The organism is Hymenobacter sp. PAMC 26628 (assembly GCF_001562275.1).
Taxonomy (GTDB): Bacteria; Bacteroidota; Bacteroidia; order Cytophagales; family Hymenobacteraceae; genus Hymenobacter.
Genome location: NZ_CP014304.1, coordinates 4,727,900 through 4,753,281 on the forward strand (window position 1 = coordinate 4,727,900; position 25,382 = coordinate 4,753,281).

Annotated in this window: 26 protein-coding genes and 2 tRNA genes; 12 read left to right on the top strand and 16 right to left on the bottom strand. The window is 59.9% G+C overall.

Annotated elements, in window-relative coordinates; translation table 11 throughout:
* Nucleotides 1-274 precede the first annotated feature (274 nt).
* From nusB to coaE, 7 genes are all read left to right on the top strand, one after another.
* Complete coding sequence (gene nusB / locus AXW84_RS26065) at nucleotides 275-1,573, top strand: transcription antitermination factor NusB (protein WP_236943179.1); 1,299 nt, start codon at nucleotides 275-277, stop codon at nucleotides 1,571-1,573.
* Nucleotides 1,574-1,652: 79 nt separating this feature from the next.
* Nucleotides 1,653-1,961 carry a YtxH domain-containing protein gene (locus AXW84_RS20470; RefSeq protein WP_068237712.1) on the top strand — a complete coding sequence of 103 codons (309 nt, stop codon included), beginning with the start codon at nucleotides 1,653-1,655 and terminating at the stop codon, nucleotides 1,959-1,961.
* Between the two features lie 153 nt (nucleotides 1,962-2,114).
* The gene (locus AXW84_RS20475) at nucleotides 2,115-3,113 is read left to right on the top strand and encodes an isocitrate/isopropylmalate dehydrogenase family protein (protein WP_068237715.1); all 999 of its coding nucleotides are present in this window, start codon (nucleotides 2,115-2,117) and stop codon (nucleotides 3,111-3,113) included.
* A gap of 92 nt (nucleotides 3,114-3,205) precedes the next feature.
* A complete protein-coding gene (locus tag AXW84_RS20480) occupies nucleotides 3,206-3,715 on the top strand; it encodes a DUF1573 domain-containing protein (protein WP_071892369.1) in 510 nt (169 codons plus the stop codon).
* A 22-nt stretch (nucleotides 3,716-3,737) separates the two neighbouring features.
* Nucleotides 3,738-4,052, top strand: coding sequence for a preprotein translocase subunit YajC (gene yajC, locus AXW84_RS20485; protein WP_068237722.1), 315 nt, complete (start codon nucleotides 3,738-3,740; stop codon nucleotides 4,050-4,052).
* A gap of 3 nt (nucleotides 4,053-4,055) precedes the next feature.
* Nucleotides 4,056-4,766, top strand: a complete 711-nt coding sequence (locus AXW84_RS20490) for a hypothetical protein (protein WP_068237725.1) — start codon at nucleotides 4,056-4,058, stop codon at nucleotides 4,764-4,766.
* 16 nt (nucleotides 4,767-4,782) lie between these two features.
* A complete protein-coding gene (gene coaE / locus AXW84_RS20495) occupies nucleotides 4,783-5,397 on the top strand; it encodes a dephospho-CoA kinase (RefSeq protein ID WP_068237728.1) in 615 nt (204 codons plus the stop codon).
* Nucleotides 5,398-5,418: 21 nt separating this feature from the next.
* On the opposite strand, the gene AXW84_RS20500 is transcribed toward coaE, so the two are convergent.
* The 3 genes from AXW84_RS20500 to AXW84_RS20510 form a co-directional block, all read right to left on the bottom strand.
* Complete coding sequence (locus AXW84_RS20500) at nucleotides 5,419-6,600, bottom strand: hypothetical protein (RefSeq protein WP_068237733.1); 1,182 nt, start codon at nucleotides 6,598-6,600, stop codon at nucleotides 5,419-5,421.
* A gap of 102 nt (nucleotides 6,601-6,702) precedes the next feature.
* Nucleotides 6,703-6,780, bottom strand: a tRNA-Val gene (locus AXW84_RS20505).
* An 80-nt stretch (nucleotides 6,781-6,860) separates the two neighbouring features.
* Nucleotides 6,861-6,935, bottom strand: a tRNA-Val gene (locus tag AXW84_RS20510).
* 244 nt (nucleotides 6,936-7,179) lie between these two features.
* Between AXW84_RS20510 and AXW84_RS20515 the strand changes: the two genes are divergently transcribed.
* A complete protein-coding gene (locus AXW84_RS20515) occupies nucleotides 7,180-8,052 on the top strand; it encodes a TerB family tellurite resistance protein (protein ID WP_068237736.1) in 873 nt (290 codons plus the stop codon).
* 85 nt (nucleotides 8,053-8,137) lie between these two features.
* Here AXW84_RS20515 and AXW84_RS20520 read toward each other — a convergent pair whose 3' ends face one another.
* Nucleotides 8,138-9,250, bottom strand: a complete 1,113-nt coding sequence (locus tag AXW84_RS20520; protein ID WP_068237740.1) for a mechanosensitive ion channel family protein — start codon at nucleotides 9,248-9,250, stop codon at nucleotides 8,138-8,140.
* A gap of 218 nt (nucleotides 9,251-9,468) precedes the next feature.
* On the opposite strand from AXW84_RS20520, the gene AXW84_RS20525 reads away from it, so the two are divergent.
* Entirely contained in the window at nucleotides 9,469-9,789 is a 321-nt protein-coding gene (locus AXW84_RS20525) for an ArsR/SmtB family transcription factor (protein ID WP_068237743.1), read from the top strand.
* An 80-nt stretch (nucleotides 9,790-9,869) separates the two neighbouring features.
* Here the strand turns inward: AXW84_RS20525 and hemA are convergent, their stop codons facing one another.
* The gene (hemA, locus tag AXW84_RS20530; protein ID WP_068237746.1) at nucleotides 9,870-11,147 is read right to left on the bottom strand and encodes a glutamyl-tRNA reductase; all 1,278 of its coding nucleotides are present in this window, start codon (nucleotides 11,145-11,147) and stop codon (nucleotides 9,870-9,872) included.
* Between the two features lie 156 nt (nucleotides 11,148-11,303).
* Here hemA and AXW84_RS20535 point away from each other — a divergent pair, with 156 nt between their 5' ends.
* Complete coding sequence (locus AXW84_RS20535; RefSeq protein WP_257722070.1) at nucleotides 11,304-12,287, top strand: DMT family transporter; 984 nt, start codon at nucleotides 11,304-11,306, stop codon at nucleotides 12,285-12,287.
* Nucleotides 12,288-12,382: 95 nt separating this feature from the next.
* Here the strand turns inward: AXW84_RS20535 and AXW84_RS20540 are convergent, their stop codons facing one another.
* Nucleotides 12,383-12,934: a hypothetical protein gene (locus AXW84_RS20540; RefSeq protein ID WP_068237749.1), complete on the bottom strand. Its 552-nt coding sequence runs from the start codon at nucleotides 12,932-12,934 to the stop codon at nucleotides 12,383-12,385.
* 357 nt (nucleotides 12,935-13,291) lie between these two features.
* Here AXW84_RS20540 and AXW84_RS20545 point away from each other — a divergent pair, with 357 nt between their 5' ends.
* Nucleotides 13,292-13,837 (top strand): DUF1684 domain-containing protein, encoded by a 546-nt coding sequence (locus AXW84_RS20545; protein ID WP_157887160.1) that lies wholly within the window; start codon nucleotides 13,292-13,294, stop codon nucleotides 13,835-13,837.
* Nucleotides 13,838-13,855: 18 nt separating this feature from the next.
* On the opposite strand, the gene AXW84_RS20550 is transcribed toward AXW84_RS20545, so the two are convergent.
* The 5 genes from AXW84_RS20550 to AXW84_RS20565 form a co-directional block, all read right to left on the bottom strand.
* Entirely contained in the window at nucleotides 13,856-14,551 is a 696-nt protein-coding gene (locus AXW84_RS20550; RefSeq protein WP_442905616.1) for a helix-turn-helix domain-containing protein, read from the bottom strand.
* A 199-nt stretch (nucleotides 14,552-14,750) separates the two neighbouring features.
* Nucleotides 14,751-14,981 carry a hypothetical protein gene (locus AXW84_RS26070; RefSeq protein ID WP_236943182.1) on the bottom strand — a complete coding sequence of 77 codons (231 nt, stop codon included), beginning with the start codon at nucleotides 14,979-14,981 and terminating at the stop codon, nucleotides 14,751-14,753.
* Nucleotides 14,982-14,999: 18 nt separating this feature from the next.
* A complete protein-coding gene (locus tag AXW84_RS20555; protein WP_236943183.1) occupies nucleotides 15,000-15,632 on the bottom strand; it encodes an SDR family NAD(P)-dependent oxidoreductase in 633 nt (210 codons plus the stop codon).
* A 108-nt stretch (nucleotides 15,633-15,740) separates the two neighbouring features.
* Complete coding sequence (locus AXW84_RS20560; RefSeq protein WP_068237751.1) at nucleotides 15,741-15,953, bottom strand: hypothetical protein; 213 nt, start codon at nucleotides 15,951-15,953, stop codon at nucleotides 15,741-15,743.
* Complete coding sequence (locus AXW84_RS20565; protein WP_157887161.1) at nucleotides 15,950-16,276, bottom strand: hypothetical protein; 327 nt, start codon at nucleotides 16,274-16,276, stop codon at nucleotides 15,950-15,952. The genes AXW84_RS20560 and AXW84_RS20565 overlap by 4 nt, the downstream gene beginning before the upstream one ends.
* 245 nt (nucleotides 16,277-16,521) lie before the next feature.
* Between AXW84_RS20565 and AXW84_RS20570 the strand changes: the two genes are divergently transcribed.
* The gene (locus tag AXW84_RS20570) at nucleotides 16,522-17,904 is read left to right on the top strand and encodes a hypothetical protein (protein WP_157887162.1); all 1,383 of its coding nucleotides are present in this window, start codon (nucleotides 16,522-16,524) and stop codon (nucleotides 17,902-17,904) included.
* Here AXW84_RS20570 and AXW84_RS25240 read toward each other — a convergent pair.
* The 5 genes from AXW84_RS25240 to AXW84_RS20590 are packed head-to-tail and all read right to left on the bottom strand — an operon-like array spanning nucleotide 17,887 to nucleotide 25,365.
* Nucleotides 17,887-18,345: a hypothetical protein gene (locus tag AXW84_RS25240; RefSeq protein WP_157887163.1), complete on the bottom strand. Its 459-nt coding sequence runs from the start codon at nucleotides 18,343-18,345 to the stop codon at nucleotides 17,887-17,889. The genes AXW84_RS20570 and AXW84_RS25240 overlap by 18 nt on opposite strands.
* 13 nt (nucleotides 18,346-18,358) lie before the next feature.
* Complete coding sequence (locus AXW84_RS20575; protein ID WP_082774019.1) at nucleotides 18,359-20,116, bottom strand: ATP-binding protein; 1,758 nt, start codon at nucleotides 20,114-20,116, stop codon at nucleotides 18,359-18,361.
* Nucleotides 20,117-20,140: 24 nt separating this feature from the next.
* A complete protein-coding gene (locus tag AXW84_RS20580; protein WP_068237762.1) occupies nucleotides 20,141-21,247 on the bottom strand; it encodes a phosphoadenosine phosphosulfate reductase family protein in 1,107 nt (368 codons plus the stop codon).
* Complete coding sequence (locus AXW84_RS20585) at nucleotides 21,237-24,491, bottom strand: hypothetical protein (RefSeq protein WP_071892378.1); 3,255 nt, start codon at nucleotides 24,489-24,491, stop codon at nucleotides 21,237-21,239. The genes AXW84_RS20580 and AXW84_RS20585 overlap by 11 nt, the downstream gene beginning before the upstream one ends.
* The gene (locus tag AXW84_RS20590; RefSeq protein ID WP_068237769.1) at nucleotides 24,475-25,365 is read right to left on the bottom strand and encodes a DUF4007 family protein; all 891 of its coding nucleotides are present in this window, start codon (nucleotides 25,363-25,365) and stop codon (nucleotides 24,475-24,477) included. The genes AXW84_RS20585 and AXW84_RS20590 overlap by 17 nt, the downstream gene beginning before the upstream one ends.
* Between the last annotated feature and the right edge of the window lie 17 nt (nucleotides 25,366-25,382).

Genomic DNA, 25,382 nt, shown 5'->3' on the forward strand with positions numbered 1-25,382 from the left:
CAGAAAAAAGGGCGGGATCGGAAAAAACGGGGTACTTTTGCGGCCGCAACGCCGAACAGCGCGCCGGGCCGGCTCCCCTTAAAAACGGGCCGGCGGGCGCATGGTTCGGCGCCCCGGTCCGGCCATGGGGCCCCGGCCACAACCTGCGCCCCGGTGCAAAGTTACGCCCAGCCCGCGCCTTCGGGGCCCCGGGGGCCGTTGCCGCCCAGTGCTTCTTTCTTACCGCCTACCGTTATACATAATGCTGAACCGCCGCCTCCTCCGCATCAAAGTCATGCAATCCCTCTACGCCTACCACCAGGCCGTGGGGGCCGATTTCGGGTTGGCCCAGGACCGCATCGCGGAGGCGTTTGAGCCCGACCTGAACGCCGAGGTGGCCCCCGACCGCCGCCAGCTCGAAGGCCAGCGCAAGCTGGGCGAGGCCCGCTTCCGCGAGTGGTACCGCACCCAGGAGGCCCCCGAAAAATCGGACGACAAGGCCGTGGACCTGGCCTTGAACGACGCCATCCGCTACTTCCAGGACCAGGTGAAGAAGGACGGCAAGTTTTTTGGCGGGCAGTTGCTGGCCGGCGCCGAAAGCATCCACGACCAGTACCTGCACCTGCTGAACCTGCCCGCCTCGCTGCTGCAAGTGTTGGAAGAAGAAACCGACCGCGAAGCCCGCCGCCGCCTGGGGCCCCGCGACAACGCCCTCGACACCAGCCGCCTGGCCGGCAGTGCCGCCATCGCCAAGCTCATGGCCAACGAACAGCTCCAGGGCCTCACCATCCGGCGCAAGCTGCAGTGGCTGGGTACCGAGGAACTGGAGGCCCTGCGCCGAGCCTGGCGCGACGAAATGAGCGCCCACCCCACGGTGCTGGCCTACCTGAAGGGCCAGCCGCTGTCGGCCGCCACCTTGGCCACGGCCGACGCGGAAACCGAAGTTGGAGCCACTGATGGTACCGATGGAGAGGGCCCCGACGAAGCCATTATCTCCCCGGCCGCGGCCGAAGCCGAGGGGCCCAACCTGGCCGCCAGTGGCGAGGAAGCCGAGTACGAAGCCGACCTAGAATTTCTTCGCTTCCTGTACAAGGAGTTTATCTTCAAGGGCGAAGAGCTACCGCGCCAGTTGGAGATTGACGACTTGAACTGGGAAGAAAACCGGCCGATTGTGCGCAACTTGGTGCTGAAAACCCTGAAGATGCTGCCCTACGCGGCCACCGACCAGCAGGAGCTGATGAACCTGAGCGCCAACTGGGCCGACGACCGCGAGTTTGCCGACACCTTGTTTAAGCAGACGCTGGTGGACGACGCCAAGTTTGAGGGCCTCATCGGCGGCTCGGTGCAGAACTGGGACGTGGACCGCGTGGCCCTGCTCGACAAAATTATCCTCAAGATGGCCCTGTGCGAGATGCAGCTTTTCCGCGGCATCCCGGTGAAGGTGACCATCAACGAGTACATCGAAATCAGCAAGCTCTACAGCACGCCCAAGAGCAAGCAGTTTGTGAACGGTGTACTCGATAAGCTGGCCCAGGACCTGGCCGCCAGCGGCGACATTCGCAAATCGGGCCGCGGCTTGCTCGACAACCAGTAGCGCCGGTGGGGGCCCCGGGGTATCTTGGCGGCCGTATATTTCGTAAAACAGCGCATTTCTCACCCTTCCTTTCCGCATCATGGCTGGCAAAACCACCACCGGCATTCTGTGTTTCACGGGCGGCGCCCTCACTGGGGCCCTCTTTGGCCTGCTCTACGCGCCCGAAAAGGGCCGCGAAACTCGCTCTTGGTTAAGCTACCAACTGGAGAAATCGCGCGCCATGCTGGCCGACCTCGCCGAAGGCCTCGTCACGAGCCGCGAATTGGGCGCCTCATCGGCCAAAACCGAGGGGCAGCGCGTTATTTCCGACGCCCGCGACAAAGCCGAGCAATTGCTTGGCGACGTGGACCAACTCATTAACCAAATCAACTCCCGCAAGGGCGCTTAATTGATGTGAAAATGTGGGGATAAAAAAATGTCTTAATGAGTTAAGACGCGGCCGCTCAGCCAGCTTCCTAGGTGGCTGCTGTAGACCCATCGTAGTTCATCAGCTTGAGACATTTCCACATTCTCATCTCCTCATATTAGTACATTATACAGAATGCACTTAGTAACTCTTATTCCTGGCGACGGCATCGGGCCGGAAATTACCAAAGCCGTTACCGATATTTTTGCCGCCGCGCAGGTGCCTGTGCAATGGGAAGAACAGAACGCCGGCCAAACCACGTTTGACCAATCGGGCGAACTGATTCCGGTGGCACTACTTAAGTCGCTCGAGAAGAACAAGGTGGCGCTCAAGGGGCCCATCACTACGCCGGTGGGCAAGGGCTTCCGCAGCATCAACGTGACGCTGCGCCAGAAGTACGACCTCTACCAGAACGTGCGGCCCAGCAAAACCACGCCCGGCATCCACACCCGCTACGAAGGCATTGACTTGGTGCTGTTTCGGGAAAATACCGAGGGGCTATACTCGGGCTTGGAAGTATTCGACGAGCGCCTGGGCATTGCCGATTCCATTGCCCGCGTGACAGTGGAAGGCTCGCGCAAAATTTGCCGCGCCGCCTTTGCCTACGCCAACCGCCACGGCCGCAAAAAGGTGACGCTGGCCCACAAGGCCAACATCATCAAGATGGCCGGCACCATCATGATCAACGCCTGTAAGGAAGCATCAGCCGAGTTTCCGCACATCGTATTCGAAGACAAGATCATCGACAACATGTGCATGCAGCTGGTGAGTAAACCCGAGCAGTTCGATGTGATTGTGACGACCAACCTGTTCGGCGACCTGCTCTCCGACTTATGCGCTGGCCTAGTGGGCGGCCTGGGCGTGGTGGCCGGGGCCAACATCGGCGACAACATGGCCATTTTCGAGGCCGTGCACGGCTCGGCTCCCGACATTGCCGGCCAGGGCAAGGCCAACCCTACGGCCCTGTTGCGCTCGGCCATTATGATGCTGCACCACTTGAGCGAGCACGTCGTGGCCGACCGCATCGACAAGGCCTTGGACGACACCCTGCTGCACCGAGACCAGTGCACCGGTGACCTCGGCGGCCACGCCACCACCAGCGAATTTGCTCAGCACATCATCGACAAGCTTTAGGACTTTTAGTTGTCAGTTATTCGTTGTCGGTTGTCAGTATTGTTCTGATATGATACGATCCAATAACTGACAACGAATAACTGACAACTAGAATGAAACTTACCTCTCTCCTAGCCGGGGCCCTGTTGCTCGCTGCCTGCAACCGCGACAAAGGCGCCGACGTGGGCACCCAAGGCATGAACGCCGCCGCCAACCAGGCCGCCGACGCTACCGCCAACCCCACCGTGGACAACCCCAACGTGGTGGGGGAAAGCGAAACCCCAAACCCCAACGCTCCGGTAATGACTTTTGCCGAGCAGGAATTTGATTTCAAGGACATTGCGGCCGACAACAAAGTGAAGCACACCTTTGAGTTTACCAACACCGGTAAGTCGCCGCTGCTCATTGCTGATGCTACCGCTTCCTGCGGCTGCACCACCCCCAACTGGACCAAGGAGCCCATTGCGCCCGGGGCCAAGGGCACACTGGAAGTGCAGTTCGACAGCCGCGGCAAGCAGGGCCTCATCAGCAAGCAGGTGAACGTGCGGGCCAATACCCAGCCCAGCATCACCACCATTACCATCAAAGGCAACGTGCTGACCGGCGCCACCGCCGCCAAATAATCCCGCCTTTTTGCCCCGTTTTATGACGTTCCTGACCCTGTTGCTGCAAGCCGCCCCCGCGGACTACACCCAATTCCTGTTCCCGGTCGCTATTGCGGCAGTGGTGTACTTTTTCATGATCCGGCCCCAGCAAAAGCGCTCGGCCGACACCAAGAAGTTCCGGCAGGCCTTGGCCAAGGGCGCGCGCGTCGTCACCATCGGCGGCCTGCATGGGCTGGTGATTGAGCTGACCGAAGAGACGGTGGTGGTGGAAGTGGACCGCGGCGTGAAGCTGCGCTTCGACCGCTCGGCCATTGCCCGCGAAGTAGGCACCAAGGCGGCCGACGCCGCCGTATAGGCAATGTCGGGGCCCTGGGCGCGGGCCGGCCAGCTGGGCCGGTGGCTGGTGCACCCATTCATCAGCCAAGAGCCCGTGTTTTACCGGGCTGCGGCCGTGTGCCTATTCGCCGCGGGCTTATTTTGGCAGATGAATGCGCTGAATAAAACGTACAGCACCCGCCTTAGCTGCCCGCTTGCCTGGCACTACGATACGGCCCATTACGTGTCGCTGCGGCCCCTGCCGGCCGCTGTGCCCGTGGTCGTTACCGGCCAGGGCTGGCGCTTGCTGCGGGCCAATCTTGGCATGGGCTTGCACCCGGCCGAGCTGCATCCAGTGCCTCGCCCCGGCACCCGCTACTTATCGGCCAGCACCTGGCAGCACAGCCTCCAAACGGCCTTGGAAGGCCTGCAAGTAGATGAGTGGGCCAGCGACACCTTACGCCTGACCTTTGACCGCTATGCCACGCGGCGGCTTCCGCTGGTACTGGCCCCCCCCGACTCGGGCCGCACCCCGGCCTACACGGCGCGCTTCGAGCCCGCCAGCCTTACGTTTCGGGGCCCCGCCAGCGTGGTGGCGCGCCTACCCAGCCCCTACCCGGTGGCCGTACCCGCCGGTACGGGCCCCGGCACGGCGCGGCTGGCGGTGCAGGCCCCCGCGCTGGTGCAGCCCGCCGCTGCCCAGGTGCGCGCCGAGCTCCAGGCCCGTCCGCCTAGCCGGCGCGGCACCCACTAATTTTCATTGTTTGCGCATGTTACGCATTGGCATCACCGGCGGCATTGGGTCGGGCAAAAGCGTGGTGAGCCACGTGTTCGGCCTGCTGGGCATCCCACTGTACGATTCCGACCAACGCGCCCGCTGGGTAATGGAGCACGACGTACTACTGCGCGGGCAGTTGCTAAACGCTTTCGGTCCTGACGCTTACACCGCCGCCGGGCACCTCAACCGCCCCGCGCTGGCCCGCACCGTGTTTGCCAACCCGGCGCAGCTAGCGCAGCTTAATGCGCTGGTCCACCCACGGGTGGGCGAGGATTTTGTCCGCTGGGCCGCCGCGCAGCAAGCCGCCGGGGCCCCCTACATCCTCAAGGAGGCGGCGTTACTCTACGAGTCGGGGGCCTATAAAACCCTCGACCGCATCATCACCGTGGCCGCGCCGCTGGCCGTGCGTGAAGCCCGCGTATTACGCCGCGACCCGCACCGAACCGCCGCCGATGTACGGGCCATCATCGGCAAGCAGCTGGGCGAAGACGAGCGCCAGCAGCGCGCTGATTACGTTGTTCACAACGACGACGTACAATTAGTGTTGCCCCAAGTGCTGGCCCTCGACGCGCAACTGCGGGCCCTGGGGGCCCCGGCCGCCGGGTAGCCGGGGCCCCCAGGGCCCACCTCAGCGGATGATGGGGCTGCGCTCGAAGGACCGGTCGCGGTCGAAGAGGAAGCGGTAAGTGGCGTGGGTTTTACGAATTTTGGCGCCGATGGAGCGCGTGGTCACCAGCATCCGCGGGTTGAAGTCGCCAATCCAGTTCATCTCAATATCGGTGTAGCCACCTGATATGAAGCGTTTTTGCGCGTCCAGAATCAGCGCTGAGTCGAGGCCCGTGCCTTGGTGGGCCGGCACCACGCCGTAGATGATGCCGAGCATTTTCTTGTCGCGGCTGCGGCGGTAGCGCCACTGCTGCCACAGGAAGCGCACCTTGCCCAGCAAGTCGAGCCGGCGGCCCACGTGCTTGAAAATCTGGTTCAGCTCGGGCAGGCTGAGGAAGAAGGCCACCGGCTCGTCGTCGCAGTACGCGAAGGCCAGCAGGCGCTCGTCGAGCACCGGCTTCATTTCACGCACTAAGTCACGGGCCTGGTCGAGGTTCATGGGCTTCACGCCCGCGTGGCGGCCCCAGGCCAAGTTGTACACGTGGTGGAAGTCCTGGGCCAGCTTCTCGGGGTCGGCCTTGCGGCCGTAGTCGAAGCGGTAGCGCGGGTCGGCCTCGAAGCCGGCCAAGCGCTGGGCGAAGCTGGGGTGCAATTCCGTTAGCACCGGCCGAGCGCAGGTATATTGCTTAAAATAAACCTTAAAGCCGTAGTTATCAAATAGTTGCTGGTAGTATGGCGGATGCCAGAACATGCCGTAATTGGGCTCCCACTCGAACCCGTCGATGAGCACGCCCCAAAACCGGTCGCGCTCACCGAAGTTGATGGGGCCGTCCATGGCCTGCATCCCGCGGGCTACCAGCCAGGCGCGGCCCGCATCGAAGAGGTGCTGGGCCGCCACGGGGTCGTTGGGGGCCTCAAAAAAGCCTAGGCCGCCGGTGGGCAGGTCGGAATTTTTCACGTCCACGGCCTCGCGGTTGAGGAAGGCGGCCACGCGGCCCACGGCAATGCCCTCGGCATCGAGCAGCACCCAACGGATGGCCTCGCCAGTAGCTAGGTTAGGGTTTTTGCGGGGGTCAAACACGGCCTCGATTTCGTTGTCGAGCGGGCCGATGTACTGCGGGCGGTGGCCATGCAGGCGCTGCGGCACCGCGAGAAACTGCCGGTGCCGCGCCGGCGAATCAACTTCGTGCAGGGTGTAGCTCATTGGGGCAAAATTAACGATTTGGGGCCCCAAAGTGGGCAGGACCGTCTGGAGGCCCCAAGCAAAACGCCCACCCGGCCGGGGCCAAGTGGGCGTTTCAAAAGATGGTGGGAAGTAAAGGATTCGAACCTTCGACCTCTGGCGTGTGAAGCAAGCGCTCTAAACCAACTGAGCTAACCTCCCGGGGTACTTGTTTAAACCAACGTGTAAACCAAAATCAAAACTGCTACTTTGTTAGTATACTAAATAACTGTTTATCAGTGTGGGAGATACTGGGTTCGAACCAGTGACCCTCTGCTTGTAAGGCAGATGCTCTGAACCAGCTGAGCTAATCTCCCGGGGGTATTTTTGTTTGGGAATGCAAAGATGGGGGATTTTATTTGCCTAGTCCAAACCGTCGGGGCCCCAGAGCGCTATTTCTGGGTTAAAAAGCAGAAAATGGTAGTCAACCATTTTATTTTCAGATAGATAAATTTCGACCTTTTTCGCCCAACTGGTCGCAGCGCGGGGCCTCAAAACGTAATTTGCTCGCCTGCGTTGAAGTACCTGGCAATTTTGCCTATCTCCTTCCTTTCACCACCCATGGATACGCAACTCTTAAAAAACTATTCGGAAGCCGAGAAAACGGCCTATTTAAGTGCTATTGCCAGCCTAGCCACGGCCGACCGGCAGGCGTCGGGTAACGAAACCGAATTTTTACAGGCCCTGGCCCAGCAGGCAGGCCTGTCGGACGGCTCAACGCAGCAGGTGCTGGCCGCCGCCCAAGACTCAAATAACCAGACCATTCAGCAGAACCTAGACGTGTTGAAAAGCAGCGATTTGCGTTTTTCGCTCATCACTGACCTCATCAGCTTTGCCCGTGCCGACGGAGCTTACTCCAACGATGAAGAAGCCATGGTGAGCAAAATGGCCGCGTACCTGGGCATCAACGCTGACCAGAAGCAAACCCTGGAAACGGTGGTCGACCAAGCTGCTACCGTACCCCACGACCCGCAGGACCCAGCCAAAGAGGGCTTTTTGGAACGCATGGGCGGCAAGCTTTCCGGCGTAGGCATTCCCAAGGGGGCCCTGATGGCGGGCCTGCTCGGCGTGGTGGCCCCGATGGTAATCTCGCGCATGGGCGGCAACAATAACAATAGCAACCAGTCGTCGGGCGGCGGCTTGCTGAGTAGTGTAATGGGCGGCAGCATGGGCGGCCTGCTGGGTGGGGCGACCCAAGGCGGCATGGGTGGCATGCTCGGCGGCCTGCTGGGTAGCGTGATGGGCGGCGGCCAAGGCTCGGGCATGGGTTCGGCCATCGGCGGCGGCGGGTTGGGTTCGATGATGTCCATTTTGGGCGGGCTGGGCGGCCAGCCCAACTCGCAGCCAGCCAGCGCAGGCGGCAGCGGCCTCGGTGGCCTGTTGAGCGGCGGCATGGGCGGCTTGCTCAGCGGCATCTTTGGCGGCAACCGCTAGGCCCCAAGGCCTTGATCCTGAACGTTTTTAATGCAAAAAAGCGGCTGCTCCTGCTGGAGTGGCCGCTTTTTTATTCTATGGGGCCCTACGCGCCGGCTTTGACCAGGGTGGTGGTAGTGGTGCTGGCAAACAGGCCGCCCTCCTTTTCTACCACCTCCACGAGGCGGTAGTTGAGGTCTTCCTTCGTGTCGAGGTATTCGTCGTAGCTGCTGGTTTCGATGAAGTACTGCACGGTTACTTCTTTGCCATTGGGCGTGAGGGCGTTAAATTTTATCTGCACTTCCTGCGTCACGAGCGGGTGCGCCTGCACGGAGGCAATGGCCCCGGCAATAATGGCGTGGAGTTGGGCGCTGGTGGTACGTTGGTCGAAAATGAGCGTGAAGCCCACCCGGCGCGAAGTGCGCAGCGATAGGTTATCCAACGGCTTATCAATCATGCTTTTGTTGGGCACGGTTAGGTAGCTTTTTTCGGCCGTGCGCAGGCGGGTGCTGCGGAAGCCAATCTTTTCCACCGTGCCGCTCACGTCGCCGGCCGTCACGAGGTCGCCCACACCGAAGGGCTGGTCGAGGAAGATGGTAAACGAGGCGAGCAAGTTTTCTAGGCTCTCCTTGGCGGCAAAGGCCACGGCCAAACCGCCAATGCCCAGGCCCCCAATCAGGGCCGTCACGTTCACGCCAAACACTTGGCCTAGGATTACCAGCAGCCCAATGACGGAGACAAACACCTTCAGCAAGTCTTTGGCAAAGGGCAAAAACTGGTTGTCGAGGCGGTTGGTCCCCACGGCCTTGAGGATGGCGCGGCGTTGCACCACCAGCAACGCAAAATCGATGAGCCGCGTAATGCCCCACAATACGGCAATAATCACACCTAAGTGGAACAGGCCCAGCAGCGCCACCTTGGGCCAAGGCTCTACGCCGGGCACGCCCTGCAACGGCAACGGGTAGCGAATCAGGCCAAAGGCGATGTAGAACGTTACCAGAAACAGCAGGATGCTCAGGGGCTGGATGAGCAAGTCGCGTAGCTCCGTTTCGCTCACGCCGGCCGTGTAGCGCTTGGTGAGGCGAAACAGCGCAGTGCTGACTAGGCGCGAGAGCAGCCGGTTCAGGCCCGCGCCCAGCACCAGCACCAGCAGGGCCCACGCGTAATCGATTAGCCCGTTGCCCAGCACTTGGTGGTGCAGAAAAGGAGGTATTTCCATATTTTATTCTGAGAACGAAAAGCAACTTATTGCTGAGTCTAAGTACGCGTCTAGGCGCTAGCCTATTGGTTTTGGGGACTATTTTGGGCCCCGTGCTTGAGCCCCTGCCAGTGCTCGGCCCGAATGTTATACCTGCCCGCGGCCGAACTATATTTCAAAAGATATTGTATAAGGTTTATTCTAGATTAATAGAATACATAGGCTCATTAAATTACTGCATGAAACCTCTCCTTTCGCGCGTTGAAGCGCAGCAGCTGGACCGCGCCGCGGCAATGCTAAAAGTACTCTCCCACCCCAAGCGCCTGGCCATCGTCGACTTGCTCGGCAAAGGCAAGGGCAAAGACAACCAACTGTCCGTCACCGATATCTATCAAGCACTGGACTTGCCGCAAGCCATTGCCTCGCAGCACCTGATTACCCTCAAAGACCGGGGCGTGCTGAAATCGACCAAAGTGGGCACCAAGATTTATTACTCGCTGGCCGTGCCCCAACTGCTGAAAGTTATCGATACGCTGGAAGATTATTCGGGCAAAGTTTAGCGCTGTTGCGCTGGCTTTCCACGCAAAAAGGCCGCCCGATGGGCGACCTTTTTGCGTTTTATAAATTATTTTTTGAAAGATTAAGCAACCGGTTGGCGCTCGAGGTCGAAGAAGTTGCTGAGCAGCTCCATTAGCTGGCCGGCCTCGGCTTCGTCGCGCTGGCAGGCAGCCTTGAGGTGCAGCACTTGTTGCTTAAGCACCTTTTGCATAAGCGAGCGGGTCACCTCGTCGAGCAGCTTGCTTTCGGCGGGGGTCGCTTTTTTCTGGTAGCGGTCCAGCTCTTCGAGGCGCAGTTGTTCCAGGGTTGCCTTCACTTTCTGGATGATGGGCGAAACCAGCATCTCCTTGGCCCAGCTTTGCATGCCGGCAATGCTCTCAGCAATGATGGCACGCACCTGGGGCACGGCGGCTAGGCGCATTTCCAGGGCGGCGGAGGCCTTGCTCTGGATGGCATCAACGTTGTAGACCAGCACGCCAGGCACCAGCTCAACGTCGGGGGCAATGCTGCGGGGCACGCTCAGGTCGATGAAAAACTTGAAGCTCAGCACGTCGAGGTGCTGCACCAGGTCGGTGGTGAAGAACGGCTCGCTGCGGTTGATGGACGAGATGATGACGTCGGCGTCGCGCAGGGCCCCGGTTAGGTCTTCGAAGTTGACCACCTTCAGGCCCCCGCATTCCTCGGCCAGGGCATCGGCCTTGCTGCGGGTGCGGTTGCAGAGCGCAACGCTGGCAAACGCCTTGCTAACGGCCAAATGGCGGCACACGTCGGCCCCGATTTCGCCCAGGCCCACCACCAGCACGCGCGGGTTAGCCACGTCGGCGGTCAGTTCTTCGGCCAGCTCCACGGTGGCGTAGCTCATCGATGCAGCGCCGTCGCGGAAGCGCGTTTCGGTCTGCACGCGCTTATTGGTGAAGAAGATGGTGTGCAGCAAGCGGTGCAAGAAGGGCCCCGCGGCGTCGGCGTCGGCCGACCACTGATAGGCCATTTTCACTTGGTTGCTGATCTGCAAATCGCCCACTACCTGGGCATTGAGGCCCATGGCTACGTCGAACAAGTGCTGCACGGCGTCATCGGCTGCGGTTAGCAAGTCGAAGTACGGCAAGAAGTTACCTACGTCGGGCCGGCCCTTGAGGGCCCCCAGTGCGAGAATAATTTCGCGGCTGCGGTCGTCGTCGGCCGCGTAGTACACTTCGGTGCGGTTGCAGGTACTGAGCACGAGCAGGTCGGACAGGCCCAGCTCTTGGCGCAGCGTATTCAAGAAACGGCGACAAGCAGCTTCATCCAAGGCCAACAGCTCGCGGATGGCGAGGGGTGCTTTTTTGAACGAGAGACTAACGGCCTTAAACGGGTGAGACATAGGGAAGCCGGGAGGAGACCGGGGCCACAAAATTACGGCTGGATTGACGAAGATTAAAACAGCTTAATTACTAATAGGGTTCGGGCTTGGCAAAGCAATTATTTGGTGGGCAAACCGCCGGATATTTCGGCTAAACGCCGGCTGTACATTTGCACTATGCCCGTACCCACCCTGCCAGCGGCTCCGTCTGTTCTCGCTCCCACCGCCTTGGCCGTTGCTCCCGAAACATCCCTGCCCGTCCCGGCCGCAGCGCCTACCCCTGCTGCGGCTTGGGGCCTATTGCTGCTGCTGGCCGCCATTTGGGGTACGTCGTTTATTCTAATGAAAAAGGGACTGGTGGTGTTTTCGGCCTTGGAGCTAGGGGCCTGCCGCGTGAGCGTGGCGGCCCTGCTGCTGCTGCCGTTTGCCCTGCGCCACGTGGGGCGCGTCGAGCGCAGCCGCTTCAAGTGGCTAGCGCTGAGCGGGGTAGTTGGCACACTACTGCCCGCGTTTCTGTTCGCCTACGCCGAAACGCGGCTGGCTTCGGGGCTGGCGGGCGTGCTCAATGCCCTCACGGCGGTATTTGCGTTGCTGGTAGGGGCCCTGCTGTTTGGGCAGCGCCTTACGGGGGCCCGCACGCTGGGCGTGGGCCTGGGCCTACTGGGCACGGTGGTGCTGATGGGCCTGGGCGGCGCCGGCGCCGCCACCGCGCCGGCCGGCGCGAGCAACGCCTGGTACGGCCTCTACATCGTGGCGGCTACGGTGGGCTACGGCTTAAGTGTGAATGTGATAAAATATAAATTAAGCGGCCTCGCGCCGCTTACGGTCACGGCCGTCCTGCTGCTGCTCATCGGGGGCCCGGCGCTGGCTTATTTGCTGCTGGGCACCGATTTTGTGCATAAGCTGGCGGTGGTGCCGGGGGCGTGGACGGCATTTGGCTACATCGCCCTGCTGGCTACCATGAGCACGGCGGTAGCTATGGTGCTGTTCAACAAGCTCATCCAGCAGTCCACGGCGCTGTTTGCCTCGTCCAGCACGTACCTCATCCCCATCGTGGCGCTGGGCCTGGGGGCCCTCGACGGGGAGGCCTTCAACCTATGGCACGCGGCGGGCATGGCCATTATTTTGGCCGGCGTGTTCATCATCCACCGGGCGCGGTGAATGGGTGAATGGAAGAATGGGTGAATGAAAATTTGCCAAGCTTACGAATATTTATTCCTCCATTCACTCATTCTTCCATTCAACCATTCCTTCATCTACTCATTCACATAAGGCCACGCCTGGAACCGCGCCGGCTGGCCCGCGGCCCGGGCGTTGCCGCGTACGTAGGCTAGGGCCCCGGCCAGCTCGGCGGCGGCGAGCAGCGGAATTTCGAGCCAGCCGGCGTGCCAGAACTCCGCTTCGGGCGGCAGCTTGGGGCGCACCAGGCGGCGGCAGGCAGCGGCGGTGCGCAGGTGCAGCAGGTCCACGGCTTTGGCGAACGACAGGCCGCTGCGGGCCGGCAGGTGCAGCACCAGGTGCGCGTGGTTGGGCAAAATGGCGAAGCCGTGCACGACGAAGCCGGTTTCAGCCAGCATCAGGATTTCGCCGGCTAGCACCTCGGCTATTTTCTCGGTTTCGAAGTGGCGCGGGCCGCTGGGGCCCCGGTCGAGCACGGCGTCGAAGCGGGCGAAGAATTGCTTTTGGGCCCGGTGGTAGTCGGCGCCGGCCGGCTGGGCCCGCGCGGCTTGCAGCGCATGCGCGGCGGCGGCCGGAATGGTGCCGTGCAGGCGAAAAGTGAGCAGGGCGGTTTCGCCGGGCGGCAGCACGGGCGGGCGGTGAGGCAGTAAGCCGGGGCAAATATCGAAGCGATTTAGGAAGCCTAAAAAGTCAAGAATAGGCCGCCACGCCGAGCACAGCCAAGACATCTCGCATGCATCGTTGCGCCGATTGGATTACTGCTGCGCGCGAGATGTCTCGGCTGCGCTCGGCATGACGTACCGACGACTTCCTAAACCGCTTCACCAACCCCTTCGCCCCTAGGTAGCCAATGGTAGGTTTAGAGGCGCCACCCGGGGCCCTAGCTTTACGCCATGCGCATCTTTCAACTAATTGCCGGGGTGGGGCTACTGTTGTGCGCCCCCCCCGCACTGGCACAAACGGCGCCGGGGGCACGAACCGACTCAGTGTCTCACGCCCGGAGCGTAGCCAAATTTCAACGCGACCTGAACCACGAGTTCAGCGACCCCAAAGAGTCGCCGTTGCCGGCGGCCGCGCGGCAGGCGTTTCGGGCACTGCCCTACTACCCGGTGGGCTACCGCTACTGCGTGCCGGCGCGGCTGGTGCGCGACTCCACGGCCGCGCCGTTTGCCATGCCCACCAGCACCGCCCGCCGGCCGATGTACCGCAAGTACGGCGACTTGTACTTCACGCTGGCCGGCCAGGCGTTGAAGCTGAGCGTGTACCAAAACCTGGAACTGATGACGCGGCCCGGCTTTGCCGATTACTTGTTCGTGCCGTTCACCGACCTCACCAACGGCCACGGCAGCTACGGCGGCGGGCGCTACCTCGACCTGCGCGAGCCCACCGCCGGTAGCCGCACCCTGCAGCTCGACTTCAACCGCGCATACAACCCGTCGTGCGCCTACAGCCCGGCCTACTCCTGCCCCGTGCCGCCGGTCGAAAACCGGCTGGCGGTGGCCATCCCGGCCGGGGTGCAGAGCGACTATTAGGGCCCCGGGCGGCGCCGGTCAGAGGTGGGATGGGGCCCGACCGTAGGTTTTTTTGAAGGCGAAGGAGAAGTGCGACAGGTTCTCAAACCCCACTGCCAGGTACACGTCCGACGGGGCCCAGCCCCGTTCTTTGAGCAGGTAGTGGGCTTCCTGCAAGCGCCGTTGCAGCAGCCAGCGGCTGGGTGACAGGCGAAAGAGCTTCTCAAAATCGCGCTTGAACGTGGCCAGGCTGCGGCCCGTGAGGTAAGCAAACCGGCTGAGGGCCACGTTGAAGCGAAAATTCTTTTCCATGAACGCGGCCAGGTCGATTTTGCCCGGCTCCGTAAAATCAAAAAGTACGTCTTTGAGCGCGGGGTTGGCTTGCAGCAAAATGAGCAGGGCCTCGCGCACCTTCAGCGCCAGCAGCGGGCCGGCCGTGGCCGCCGCCAGCTGCTGGTAGGGCCCCAGCGAGGCGAGGTAGCCCTGGTAGCGGGCGTCGGGGCGCAGCGGGAATAAGGCGCCGCCGGCCGGCAGCGGCTCGGCGCGGTAGCCGTACTCGCGGCTGAACGCCCGCAGCGTTTCCTGGTCGAACGACACGGACAGCGACTGAAAATCGCCGTCCGCGGAGAGCTGCTTTTTGAATTTGACCAAGTGGTTGCGCTTCACCAACCGGAACGTGCCGGCCGTCAGCTCGTGGGTTTGGTCGCCGTCGTAGAGCAGCAGCGTGCCGGCCAGCTAGCAGCTGGCAGCTGAACATATGCTCAGGCACGAACTGCTCGCCCTCACGGCTGAGGTTGGTGTAGCAGGAGTAGAGAATGGGGGGCCTGGCGGGCGCTTCCTGGCGGCTGAGCATGGGCTAAAATAAGGTGCCGCGCGGCCGGCTGGGCGTCGGGTTAGCGACCAGCCGGCCCGGGTAATGTGGCCAGCCGGCGGGCTAGCGGCTTTGCACGTAGGCTTGGCCGGCGGCCGTTTCCAGGAAGTTAACGGCTTCGTCGTGGTCGGTGGAAATGCTGACGGCGCGCCACTGCTCCAGCTCGGCGTGCTTGGCGGCTTCCGCAAATTCGGTGATGGCCACGGCCTCGCTGCCCAGCAGCAGGTGCACGGGCGGCGCGGGGTGGGCGGCGAGGGCAATCAGGACCTGCGCGGCTTTGTCGGGGTCGCCCATGGGCACGAAGCCACCGCTCTAAAACAGCTCAATGCGGGGCCCCACGGTCATTTCGTAGCCTTCCACGGCCGGGGCGTAGCTCATCGACGCGCCGGCCCAGTCGGTGCGGAAGCCGCCGGGCTCCACGCACGTCACGCGGATGCCCAGCGGGGCCACTTCCTTGGCCAGCGCCTCGCTGAAGCCGCCCAGCCCAAATTTGGCCGCTTGGTAAATGCTCACGCCGGGGTTGCCCACGCGCCCGCCCATCGAGCTGATTTGCAGGATGTGGCCGCTGCGCTGCCGGCGCAAGTAGGGCAGCACGGCGCGCGTCACGGCGATGGGCGCGTAGAGGTTGACCTCCAGCTGGCCGCGTACCTGCTCCCCAGTGTAGGCCTCCGCCGCCCCCGTGATGCCGAAGCCGGCATTGTTCACCACCACATCGAGGCGGCCGAAGCGGGCCACGGCAGCCGCCACGGCGTCGGATATTTGCTTGTTATCAGTTACATCCAGCGCCAGCGGCAGGATGCGGGCCCCGTACTGCGACACAAGGTCGGCGAGCTGCTCGGGGTGGCGGGCGGTGGCGGCTACCTGGTCGCCGTGGACTAGCACAGCGGTGGTCAGGCTCCGGCCCAAGCCGCGCGAGCTGCCGGTGATAAACCATACTTTGCTCATGATTTTGAAAGGGTTAAGTTCCCTGCAAAGGTCTGGCGGGGCCCCGGAGCCAGCTTTGTTGAGCGGCTCAATGTTGCTTTGCTAAAAAGCTCAATTCCTTTGGCCCAGCTACCGGCGGCGCAACCGCCGCAGCTGAAACCCCTGTGCCACCCGCACCCCCACGAGCACCGTCAGCAGCCCCGGAATACCAAGCAGCAGCACCCAGGTATTGGCCTCGTTATAAGACGTATGGGTGCGGTTGCCGAGGTTCACCATAAAGTCGCAGCAGTACCAGAACGCGAGGTGAACGAAACGGGCCAGCAGATGGTCGAACGGGCTCATACCAGCTGGCGGAATTGGCGGATGCGCCGGGCATTGCGCATCGCCCCATACGTGAGCCACAAGAGCAGCCCCGAAATAAATACCAGGTAAAAGCCGATGTTGACCGCCGCATAGCGCGCCCCACCGCCCACCATCAGCCCTGCAACGGTAGCCGCGTACAGCGGCCGCAGCCGGAAGTACACCGGGCTGTTGGCGCGGGTGGCGTGGCGGCAGCTGTGGGCGGCGCAGTAGCGGGTGCAGTGGGCGGGGCTGTAGGCGCGGGTGGGTGGGTAAGGGGCAGTGCTATTTACCCAAATGCCGAACGCCAGGGGAAGCAGGGCCAAGAGCAAGGTAAGAAAGAGTAGTTTCATAGTGAAATTCTGGTGTATAGCCGCTCCTCAAAGCTTACCTTGCCTCTGAAAGTACGCCCGGCAAACACATGGATTTATTTACAAACACTACTGACCTAAAAGCTTTATTTTTAGCCCTTTTCAATTGCCCCGACGAGCAGGCGGTGGAGCGAATTATTGAACGAGAGCCGGCCGTATTTGCTCAGGCTAATTGGAAGCCGCTAGGGGGCAACGAGAATATGTACGGCGTTATCGAGAATCAGCAGGCTTCGCCGATTGCGGCGCTCGTGGAGAAGCTGACTAACTCGATTGATGCCACCCTGATGCGCAAGTACTACGAGGCGGACCTGGACCCCACGTCGGCCGCCGCGCCCCGCACGATGGACGAGGCCGTGCGGCTGTTTTACGGGGCAGCGGCGGCCAACTGGGACCTGCCGGGCTTCCGGCGGGCGCAGGCTGAGAACATACAGATTATCGCTTCGGGGTCGGTGCGGCAGCCGTCGCTCGTGCTCTACGACAACGGCGAGGGGCAGCACCCGGCTAACTTCGAAACTACGCTGCTGTCGCTGCTGCGCGGCAATAAGAACAACGTGCATTTTGTGCAGGGCAAGTACAACATGGGCGGCAGCGGGGCCATTGTGTTTTGTGGCCGGCATGGCTATCAGCTTATTGCCTCGCGGCGCTACGATGGTACGGGCGAGTTCGGCTTCACACTCACCCGCAAGCATCAGCTGCGGGCCGATGAGGAGAATGACAAGAAGAACACCTGGTACGAGTACTTCACGGTTGGCGGGCGCATTCCATCGTTCCCCATCACCGACCTCGACCTGGGCCTGCACAACCGCCGGTTTACCACAGGCACCGTGCTCAAGCTGTATTCTTATAAGCTGCCGGAGGGCTCGCGCATGGTGACCCGCGACCTGGGCCGCAGCCTCAACGAATACCTGTTTGACCCGGCGCTGCCGCTGCTCACCGTCGAAACTAAGGAGCGCTACCCCAAAGACCGAGCCCTAGAGCGGGTGCTCTACGGCCTGAAGCAGCGGCTGGAAAAGCAGGACAGCAAGTACGTGGAAACGAGCTTCACGGAAGATTTCCAGACCCGTGAGTTCGGGGCCATGCGCGTGACGTGCTACGTGTTTCGCACCAAGGTGGAGGGCAAAACGGTCAAGGAAAGCAACAAGACCATTCAGGACGAGTTTTTCAAGAACAACATGGCCGTGCTCTTCGCCATGAACGGGCAGGTCCACGGCTCCTACTCATCGGAGTTTATCACGCGGGCGCTGAAGCTCAGCCTGCTGAAAAACAGCCTGCTCATTCACGTCGATTGCACTCACCTGCTACCCAAGTTTCGCGGCGAGCTGTTTATGGGCTCGCGCGACCGGCTGAAAGAGGGCGAGGAAACTAAGGAGCTGCGCAAGTTTCTGATGGCGCAGCTCGGCAAGCCCGGTGGCCGCCTCGCCGAGCTGGAAAAGAAGCGCAAGGATGCCATCGCCGTGGATAGCACCGATGCGCAGGACCTGCTAAAGAACGTAACCAAGAACCTCAGCTTCAACCCAGAGCTGCTGAAGCTGTTGGGTAGCACCTTTCATCGCCGCAGAAGGATATTACAAACTATAATGTAGTAGAAAATCTTCGGTTATCTGCTGTGCTAATAGTTGCACGGATAAGTCTCGGGTTCGGTCATTGTCTCGTACCCAAGAGATAATACGAAATCCTGGCCGCACTTGTCCGCGCCGCAATTGTAACGTGCGCTGAACCAAATATTCCACGGCTTCGCGGTAGGAGCTTTCAGGGCCAATAAATTCTTCTTTTACTGGTAGTAAATAAGAAGTTATTAGGAAGTCATTGAAGTCCTCTGGCTCCACGCCTAGCTTTTTGTCCATCTGTCGGCGTAATTGCCCACGACTGCGAAAATGCGCGTAGCCCCGGCCTAGGGTACCATTGGGTCCAGCGGTTTGGCCTACATACACTGCTCCGGCCAGTTTTGAAAGCCAGATATATATGTAAGCCCTGTCACGACCGTTAAAAATATCGGCTACTTCGGTACGTACCACATTCGACATAAGCTTCTAGCGGCTATTCGTTGCGCGGGAGCTTATCATCAAGCTTGCCACACATATAAGCCAGGTTGCCAGCGGCGTACTTACGAAACTCACTAGTCAATTTTTCAACCTTCTCGTCACTCAGTTTTAGACTAGGGAAGTTTTCATGAAAGAGCTTGCGGAACTGTACTTCGGCAACCGACAATTGGTGTAGAAATAACTCAAACAGCACCTGCATGTCTGAATTATTAGCGTTTTCTTCAAATAACAGCTTAGCAAAACGGTGGTAACGATTGATACGCACACAATACTCGTGTTGAGCATCATAATACGGCTCCCACAATTGATTGTCAGGCAGCGACGGCACCCGGAATATTTTAGTCAGGTAAGGATTCGGGTCGCCTTTTAGTACTTCCTCAAACTGCTCTTCCTCGGTTTTTGGGTCGCTATCAGGGCCATGCACGGCGGCTTTTATAGCCGCCGCTTGCTCAGCCTGCTGCTGCACATTGGCTTTGAAGGATTCTGCAATCTGTTCATCTACTTCCGCGCTTTTGGTAGGTGAGAGTACCGGCTGTCCCGGAAGAGTTTCGGGGGTGTTGAGATGCGCGATGATATCGTTGCTGTGACGGTTGGCATCCTGTGCTTCCGCCTCTTTCTTTAGCATGATGGCCCGATTCCATGCTTTGATACTATTACGCTTGTAGTGTTTGGTAAGGTCGAAGATGGCATCCCAAGCCTCTTCCGACAGTTTCATGGACGTTTTTTTAACGTCAATATTGAAGACATTATCGGCCGAGTCGTCAATAAGAATACGCCCACGGAACGACCATAAATCTTGGTCGGTCTGAATCATGCCGTCAAGTGAATCAGCCCAGGCAATAAGGCGCTTGTTACGGTACACGTAGTATCCGTAATTTTTAGCGGTTATGCGATATTGGTCGCGGATTATTTTGTCCTGACCCCGGCCATCAGCAGTAAAGGTTGGCGGGTGAGGAAGCTGCGTCACTTCTAACGTGCAAACTACCCCGGTTTCTTTATCGAGCGGGATTTCAAGCGGGTGTTGCAACCACTTGACTTCGCGGCCATTCCAAGTCGCGTCGTCCATGTTGCCATGTGCCTCTTTGGTAAACAATATATCAACGGGCGCGATTTTCTTGTCTTCCAGACGAATAGTAAGTGCTCCATCGAGCATGAAGTAGTAGTAAATAACTCCTACCCGATAGCGTAGCAACTCTAACGTATCTCGCACGGACGGATGCCCTTCGCGTCGCACTTCACCCACACGCACTATTGTACCGTGTCCATCGGCCAGATACTTCGATAATAGTGTACGGTCCTCGTCGGACAGGTCTTGACGGGTAGCGAAATACTCGTCCGTAATGCTCGGCAGCGATACTCGGTACTTAATAAATGGTGCTCCACCTCCCGGCGATGAGATTACGTCCAATTCATCACCCTGCGAAAACGCCGCCGATTTTAAACCCAATCCGAACTTCGACAGTGAATTCGAGGCATAGTTGACTTCCGACGCGCCAAGGGTTAGCGCGTTTTGAATACCAGCCTCATCCATTCCCTTCCCGTCGTCAATAATGAGGTATTCACTAACGTTGTTGCGAAGAGTGTCACGGCCCTTTACCTCTCGTTTTACTATGAGGATATCAATATTTTTTGACCCCGCAGTTACTGCATTATCAACAATATCACAAACGGCCGATTCCGGTGTATAGCCAATACGGCTAAGGCCGTACAAAACGCGACCAGGATTTATTGGCAGAAAAACAGGGGAGTTCATCGAATTTATGAGTTTATAAAATGCTCAAATAAAACAGGAAGCGCAACCTACGCTTTCTTCATCCTCAAGAACGTCCAATAGGTATACACTTTGTGGCTGCCTAGTACGCTGCTGTTTTGCAATAGTATCAAGCTTGATTTGCCGGATACGCTCGGGCTTAATGAGGTCGGTTAGTGATTCCTCCATCCACGTGTAGCCGTCTTTTTCGTAGGCTAGTGCTTGCTTGAATTTCTCAGGGTGCTGCTCATAGAGCCATACCCACTCAATTTTTTGCTGAAAGAAGCAGAAATAGCAGCCGGAGCGGCTGCGGGCGTACTCGCCCGTTTGGCCATCTACTTCAAAGGTGCGCTTCTCGTAGTAGGCCGGCACACCCACCCCACTTTCGCGCAGCAACCGAAAAATGTCTTCCCGAATCAGGTTCTCATCGTTGTCGAGCAAAGCAAAATCAGGAGCCTGTGCTAAAGGATAGGCCGTATCACGCAGTAGCTGAAATACTACTTGGTTAAACAGCTTCACGTCAGCATCAAGCAGTGCATTCAGCTTCTGCGGGCGGGTGAAACTCCGACTTACGGGCGCTTCGGCGAGGGCGAGTATGCGCGAGCGGGTGGCCGGCTCGCTTAGTTCGGCATAAAGTCCGCCCAAACGGGATAGGGAATCGGGTTGCAACACCCGCTGCACTACGTCTTCGCTCCAGATGTTGCGGCGAAATGGGAAGATGGACTGAATATTAGATTTGCGCGAGATGTAGCCCTCCCGGTCCTCATCGCCCCGAATGCCCACGTAGGATACTACCGGGTCGGTGCCCACGTAGCGCTCAAACGGCTCCAATTTCAGCTTCTTGGTACACCACCGGGCACTCGACGAGGGTAGGAACCCGCCGTACACCTGCACGAAGTGGTCGAACGAGTCTTCGGGGCTACCTGTCACCGCGTCGAGGTGCGTTATTTTCTGCCCTAGGTAGTTTTCAAGGTTACTAATGAGGGTGTAGGTTTCTGGTAATTCCTTGCCCGTGTCGCAGAAATAGTAATCCATTTCCAGCTCGGGGTGGCGGTGGCGCAGGTAGATAGCCAGCGCGGCGCTGTCTTTGCCGCCCGAAATACCTAACACATGCCGAAGTGGCTTATTCTTCATCGGATAGTTGCTCCTGTAATAGTCGGGCCAAGATAACCCGGTTTCGTGATTTGTCCGGCCCTAGCAACGCTCGAATACTTTCTTCTACTTCAGCATCGGCTGTGCGAGCAGCGCTCGCAAGCTTAGGCCGACGGATAATAAGTTTTTTCTCTGTTTCTCCAAACGCCGCTATGCTGATACGGAAGAAATCTTCTACGTCTGGATTAAATTCATGCTGCCGCTGTACAAGGTCATTAAGGTTATCCAATTCGTGTACAGACTGCTGAAATTTATCCTGAAACCGCGTTTCGTCAGCATCGGTGAAATCAGCTAGGCTTTTACTCAACAGCGCATTGGCCATCGAATTTAACCAAGCATCTCGGTCATCAAGCCGCGACATCAAGCGCTGCTGAAACTGCCGTAGCCCCTCCGGTAGCTGCGCCGGACTGAGGCCCCGAAAACGGTCCTGCAACTGCCTCTTATACTGCGCAAATTCGGGCTCAGTAGCTGCTACCTCGTGGGCAATAAACTCTTCGAGGCGTTGCAACAAAGTGGGGTAGGCTTGCCGCAGGCGGGCAATGGCATCTTGCAGCGTCCTTACGTAGCGCTCGCGCATGGCCGCATCGCGCTGAAGCTCTAGCCGGTTGAAGCCTAACGCGCCCGGAAACTGCTCGAAAAAAGCCGCTTCCGGGTCTTTGGCAACAGCAATAGTTTCGCGCAGCCGCTGCGTAGTGGCCGAAAGCTTGGTTGTCTTCTTAGCGTAAGCTGGCAATTGCTTATAAAAAGCCAGAAACGGCTTGATGGATTCGATAAAGCTGCTGTTCGACATCTGCTCGGCGGGCGCAAGCTCCAGCAACTCGCGGTACTCGTTGAACAGCGCCAGCTTTTCGGGCAGCAGCGAGAACGCCTTCACTGTGTACAGGGCCGGGTTCTTGGTAAACAAGTCCACTACGTCAGCCGTGAGGTCAGGAATGTAGCGGCCCTGCTCACCGTAGAGCGCAAACTCGTGGCGCTTCATAAACAGGAACACCGGCACCCAGAAGTCCACGAAGCCTTGCTTGAGCTTAAAGGGCTTAGCTGTGAGCATGTCCATTAGCTCACGCACCTTGAGGTGCCCGTCCTGCGAACGCTGCAAAAACGCCTCCGACGCTTCCCAAAGGGGTAAGAAAGTAGTGTTGGTGGGCGCGGTCAGGGTGTACTCGCCGCCCAATATCCGGTGCATCCCGGTTTCCTTGAGCAGCGAGAGGTAGATGGTTTTTTCGGGCGGGAAGTTTTTAGCGGGGAAATCCAGCTCAGCATACTGCCACTTCTCAAACAAAGCCCGAATGAAGTTCTTGCGGGCCGTGAGGATGGGCACCGACAAATTGGTGCGGTTGACCAGCTCGCTCCGGTAGGCAGGCGTGGCCGGGTACACCTCGTGGGCAATGGCCGACAGGCAGCGGTTGAAGGCCCGGCGGCCCTCAAAGGCGGTGGCCGCCTGCCCGTTGAAAAACCAGGTGATGTTGCCGTCGGCAGCGTACAGGCTATCGAGCACGTAGTGGCGCAGCAGGGCATCTTGGTGCTCCAGAATGCCATCTAGCTCGCGCACGGCAATGCGGTCGCCCAGGTTTTGGTCGCGCACCTTGGCCACCTTGTCGCGCTCCCGGATGAGCCGCTTTATCTCGCCCGCCCGCCGGTAGATGCCGTAGAGCGTGGCCGTGCGCCGCTCGCCCACCGTGCGCCGCAGCGTTTCTTCGGTAATGGTATCCGAGAAAATAAGGTTGATGAAGCCATCTACTTCACCCTCCGGCTCATCGAGCAGCACATGGTCGGTCATGCGCACCTCAAAAATGCGCGGCGTGCCCACCTCAAACGACACCTGCTTGGCCGGAATGTAGGGAAAATCGAAGAAGCCGCTCAGCCGCGTGGCCACGTCCGTGACCTGCTCCACGAGGGTGCCGGCCTCGTCAATGGCCAGCTCAATATCGAGCGAAGTGCCCTCAAACAGGATGTAGCTGTTTTTGTGGGCCACGAAGCGCACGATTTGCTGCGTTTGCAGCGTCCGCAGCGCGTTGGCTACGGCGGGCACGCCCAGGCTCGTCTGCGCGTACACTTCCAGAAACTCGGCGCTGATTTCGGCCCCAGCCGGCGCGAAGATGGTGAGCAGCCCAATGGTTTTGACCAGCTGCCGGGCCGCGTCGAGGTCGGCCTGCTGCTCGAAGTGTTTGCTGAGCCGGTCGAGTGAGTCGCGGATGATGGCCCACTGCGCGAAGTTGGGATTGAAGCGCGAGGAAAGCAGGGCGTAGTAGTGGTAGCTCAGGTAGTCGTACACCCGGCTCACGCTGTAGTAGGTGCCGCTTGCCGCGCTTTGCTCCAGGCCCAGGTAGTCGTTGGCCCGCAGGAACGAAAACAACGAGCGCTCGTTTTGCCCGTAGCGTTGCAGGGCCTGCACCAGCACGGCGGCAGCCAGCAGGTCGAGCGGCCACAGCCGGCGCTGCATCTCGGCCGTGAAGTAGTCGCGCAGCGGAAACACCTGCGCCTGCGCAATGGCCGCGAGTAGCCGCTCGTTGGTGGCGGGGTCGGGGGCGGTGGGCAGTTCATTGGTAGCCAGCTGCTCAGCAGCAAGCAGTAACAGCTGCTCCACCGGCTCGTTGAAGGTCAGCTCCTTGAGGCGGCCCTTCACCTTTTCCCATTCCAGGCGCTGCGGGCGGCTCAGCCCCACGGCGTAGGCGCTCACGTCTTGGTGGGCGGTGGTGAGCAGCAGCACGTGCTTGGTGGCATCGTTGGTATACTCGGCCAGCTCCTGAATGAAGTACAGCTCCTGCTCGGGGTTTTCGCGGGCCGCGTGTTCCAGAAACTTCCCAAACTCGTCCAGCACCAGCACGAGTAGGCCCGGCGCGTGGGCGCGATAGTGGGCCTCGATGCCGGCCAGAATCTCGGGCGTGGGCGTAGCGGCTGAGCCGCCCGGCACGAAGCGCTGCGCAAATACCTCGCGCAGCGACACATACTGCCCCACAAACTGCTCAAACCGCGCCGGCCGGCCCGTCAGCGGGTCGCCATCGGCCGCGAAGTAAGTTTGCTGCCCGGTCAGGGTTTGGCAGAAGGCCCACAGAAAGGCCGACTTGCCCGTGCCATAGGCTCCCACGATATTGAAGCAGTGCGTGCCCGTGCGGTAGTTGGCACCCAGTTGCCGGTACACGAGCTGCGCGTTGGGCGTGGGCAGATAATTGAGCGGCTGCGCCGCGTCGCGCACAATGTTGACGGAAGGGCTAAACGGTTTGGCCATAGTGTTCCTGCATGATGGCGGCCACGTCGAGCAGCTCGCGCTTAAGGGTCAGCACGCGGTTGCCCGCCGTGCTAGAGTAGATAATGGCCGTTGGAAACCGGGCTATCATCTCCTCGATTTTAGTAAATAAGCCGGCCGAGTTAAGGGCGAATACCAGGCCCGGCGAGTCAGGGGCCACTTCGAGGTCGGTGAAGCTGATGTTGTCGCCCCAGGCCGGGTTTTCCAAAATCACGCGCAGCACCACGGGCCAGGGCAGCTCGGGCCGCTCCAGGTTTTCGATGTGGTAGCGCACCCCCTCATCGGTATTGCTGATGGTGAGCAGCCCCAGGTCTTGCAGCAGGCCGTTCGATTCCTCCTCAATATCCACCTTATCCGAGCGGCCACTTTTGCCCGAGGGCGCGTAGCTGCGCAAGCACACGGTCAGGTCCGAGTCCAGGGTATTGTCATTAATCGAGGAGCTGCGCTCGGCGCACTTGCGCACAATAAACTGCCGCAGTTGCGCCCGGTTGAAGGAAAAACCTTCCTTGCGCAGCTCGTTGAATACGAAATGGTAGAGCGAAGCCCGGCCGGTGCGCACCAGCAGGTAGTGCAGGTACCACACGGTCGCCTCGCTTTCCACGTAGGGGTCGAGTCCGGTGGCGGCCAGCAGCTCGTGGGCCACCGGCAGCAGCTCGTCATTTTCGTTGGCCAGCCCAAAGGCCCGCAGCCAGTAGCGAATGGCCGTTACCATATTCTTGCCTACCCCCAACCGCACCACCGCGTCGGCATCGTTGAAGCCGCCGCCTTCCTGCACGAAGTCGTAGCCTTTTTTCAGCCAGCTATTGCGGCAGAGAAAGGTGTCATGGCCCTGAAATAAGAGACGGGAAGCAAGCATGGCGGCGTTTTTCTGCG

Excerpts from the sequence above, each read along its gene's own strand:
- coaE (WP_068237728.1), top strand. The coding sequence starts at position 4,783 with ATGTTACGCATTGGCATCACCGGCGGCATTGGGTCGGGCAAAAGCGTG.
- AXW84_RS20490 (WP_068237725.1), top strand. The coding sequence starts at position 4,056 with ATGTCGGGGCCCTGGGCGCGGGCCGGCCAGCTGGGCCGGTGGCTGGTG.
- AXW84_RS20500 (WP_068237733.1), bottom strand. The coding sequence starts at position 6,600 with ATGAGCTACACCCTGCACGAAGTTGATTCGCCGGCGCGGCACCGGCAG.
- AXW84_RS20560 (WP_068237751.1), bottom strand. The coding sequence starts at position 15,953 with ATGAGCCCGTTCGACCATCTGCTGGCCCGTTTCGTTCACCTCGCGTTC.
- hemA (WP_068237746.1), bottom strand. The coding sequence starts at position 11,147 with ATGTCTCACCCGTTTAAGGCCGTTAGTCTCTCGTTCAAAAAAGCACCC.
- AXW84_RS20590 (WP_068237769.1), bottom strand. The coding sequence starts at position 25,365 with ATGCTTGCTTCCCGTCTCTTATTTCAGGGCCATGACACCTTTCTCTGC.
- AXW84_RS26070 (WP_236943182.1), bottom strand. The coding sequence starts at position 14,981 with ATGGGCGACCCCGACAAAGCCGCGCAGGTCCTGATTGCCCTCGCCGCC.
- AXW84_RS20585 (WP_071892378.1), bottom strand. The coding sequence starts at position 24,491 with ATGGCCAAACCGTTTAGCCCTTCCGTCAACATTGTGCGCGACGCGGCG.
- AXW84_RS20580 (WP_068237762.1), bottom strand. The coding sequence starts at position 21,247 with ATGAAGAATAAGCCACTTCGGCATGTGTTAGGTATTTCGGGCGGCAAA.
- AXW84_RS20535 (WP_257722070.1), top strand. The coding sequence starts at position 11,304 with ATGCCCGTACCCACCCTGCCAGCGGCTCCGTCTGTTCTCGCTCCCACC.
- AXW84_RS25240 (WP_157887163.1), bottom strand. The coding sequence starts at position 18,345 with ATGTCGAATGTGGTACGTACCGAAGTAGCCGATATTTTTAACGGTCGT.
- AXW84_RS20525 (WP_068237743.1), top strand. The coding sequence starts at position 9,469 with ATGAAACCTCTCCTTTCGCGCGTTGAAGCGCAGCAGCTGGACCGCGCC.
- AXW84_RS20570 (WP_157887162.1), top strand. The coding sequence starts at position 16,522 with ATGTACGGCGTTATCGAGAATCAGCAGGCTTCGCCGATTGCGGCGCTC.
- AXW84_RS20515 (WP_068237736.1), top strand. The coding sequence starts at position 7,180 with ATGGATACGCAACTCTTAAAAAACTATTCGGAAGCCGAGAAAACGGCC.
- AXW84_RS20575 (WP_082774019.1), bottom strand. The coding sequence starts at position 20,116 with ATGAACTCCCCTGTTTTTCTGCCAATAAATCCTGGTCGCGTTTTGTAC.
- nusB (WP_236943179.1), top strand. The coding sequence starts at position 275 with ATGCAATCCCTCTACGCCTACCACCAGGCCGTGGGGGCCGATTTCGGG.
- AXW84_RS20555 (WP_236943183.1), bottom strand. The coding sequence starts at position 15,632 with ATGAGCAAAGTATGGTTTATCACCGGCAGCTCGCGCGGCTTGGGCCGG.
- AXW84_RS20520 (WP_068237740.1), bottom strand. The coding sequence starts at position 9,250 with ATGGAAATACCTCCTTTTCTGCACCACCAAGTGCTGGGCAACGGGCTA.
- AXW84_RS20470 (WP_068237712.1), top strand. The coding sequence starts at position 1,653 with ATGGCTGGCAAAACCACCACCGGCATTCTGTGTTTCACGGGCGGCGCC.
- AXW84_RS20480 (WP_071892369.1), top strand. The coding sequence starts at position 3,206 with ATGAAACTTACCTCTCTCCTAGCCGGGGCCCTGTTGCTCGCTGCCTGC.
- yajC (WP_068237722.1), top strand. The coding sequence starts at position 3,738 with ATGACGTTCCTGACCCTGTTGCTGCAAGCCGCCCCCGCGGACTACACC.
- AXW84_RS20475 (WP_068237715.1), top strand. The coding sequence starts at position 2,115 with ATGCACTTAGTAACTCTTATTCCTGGCGACGGCATCGGGCCGGAAATT.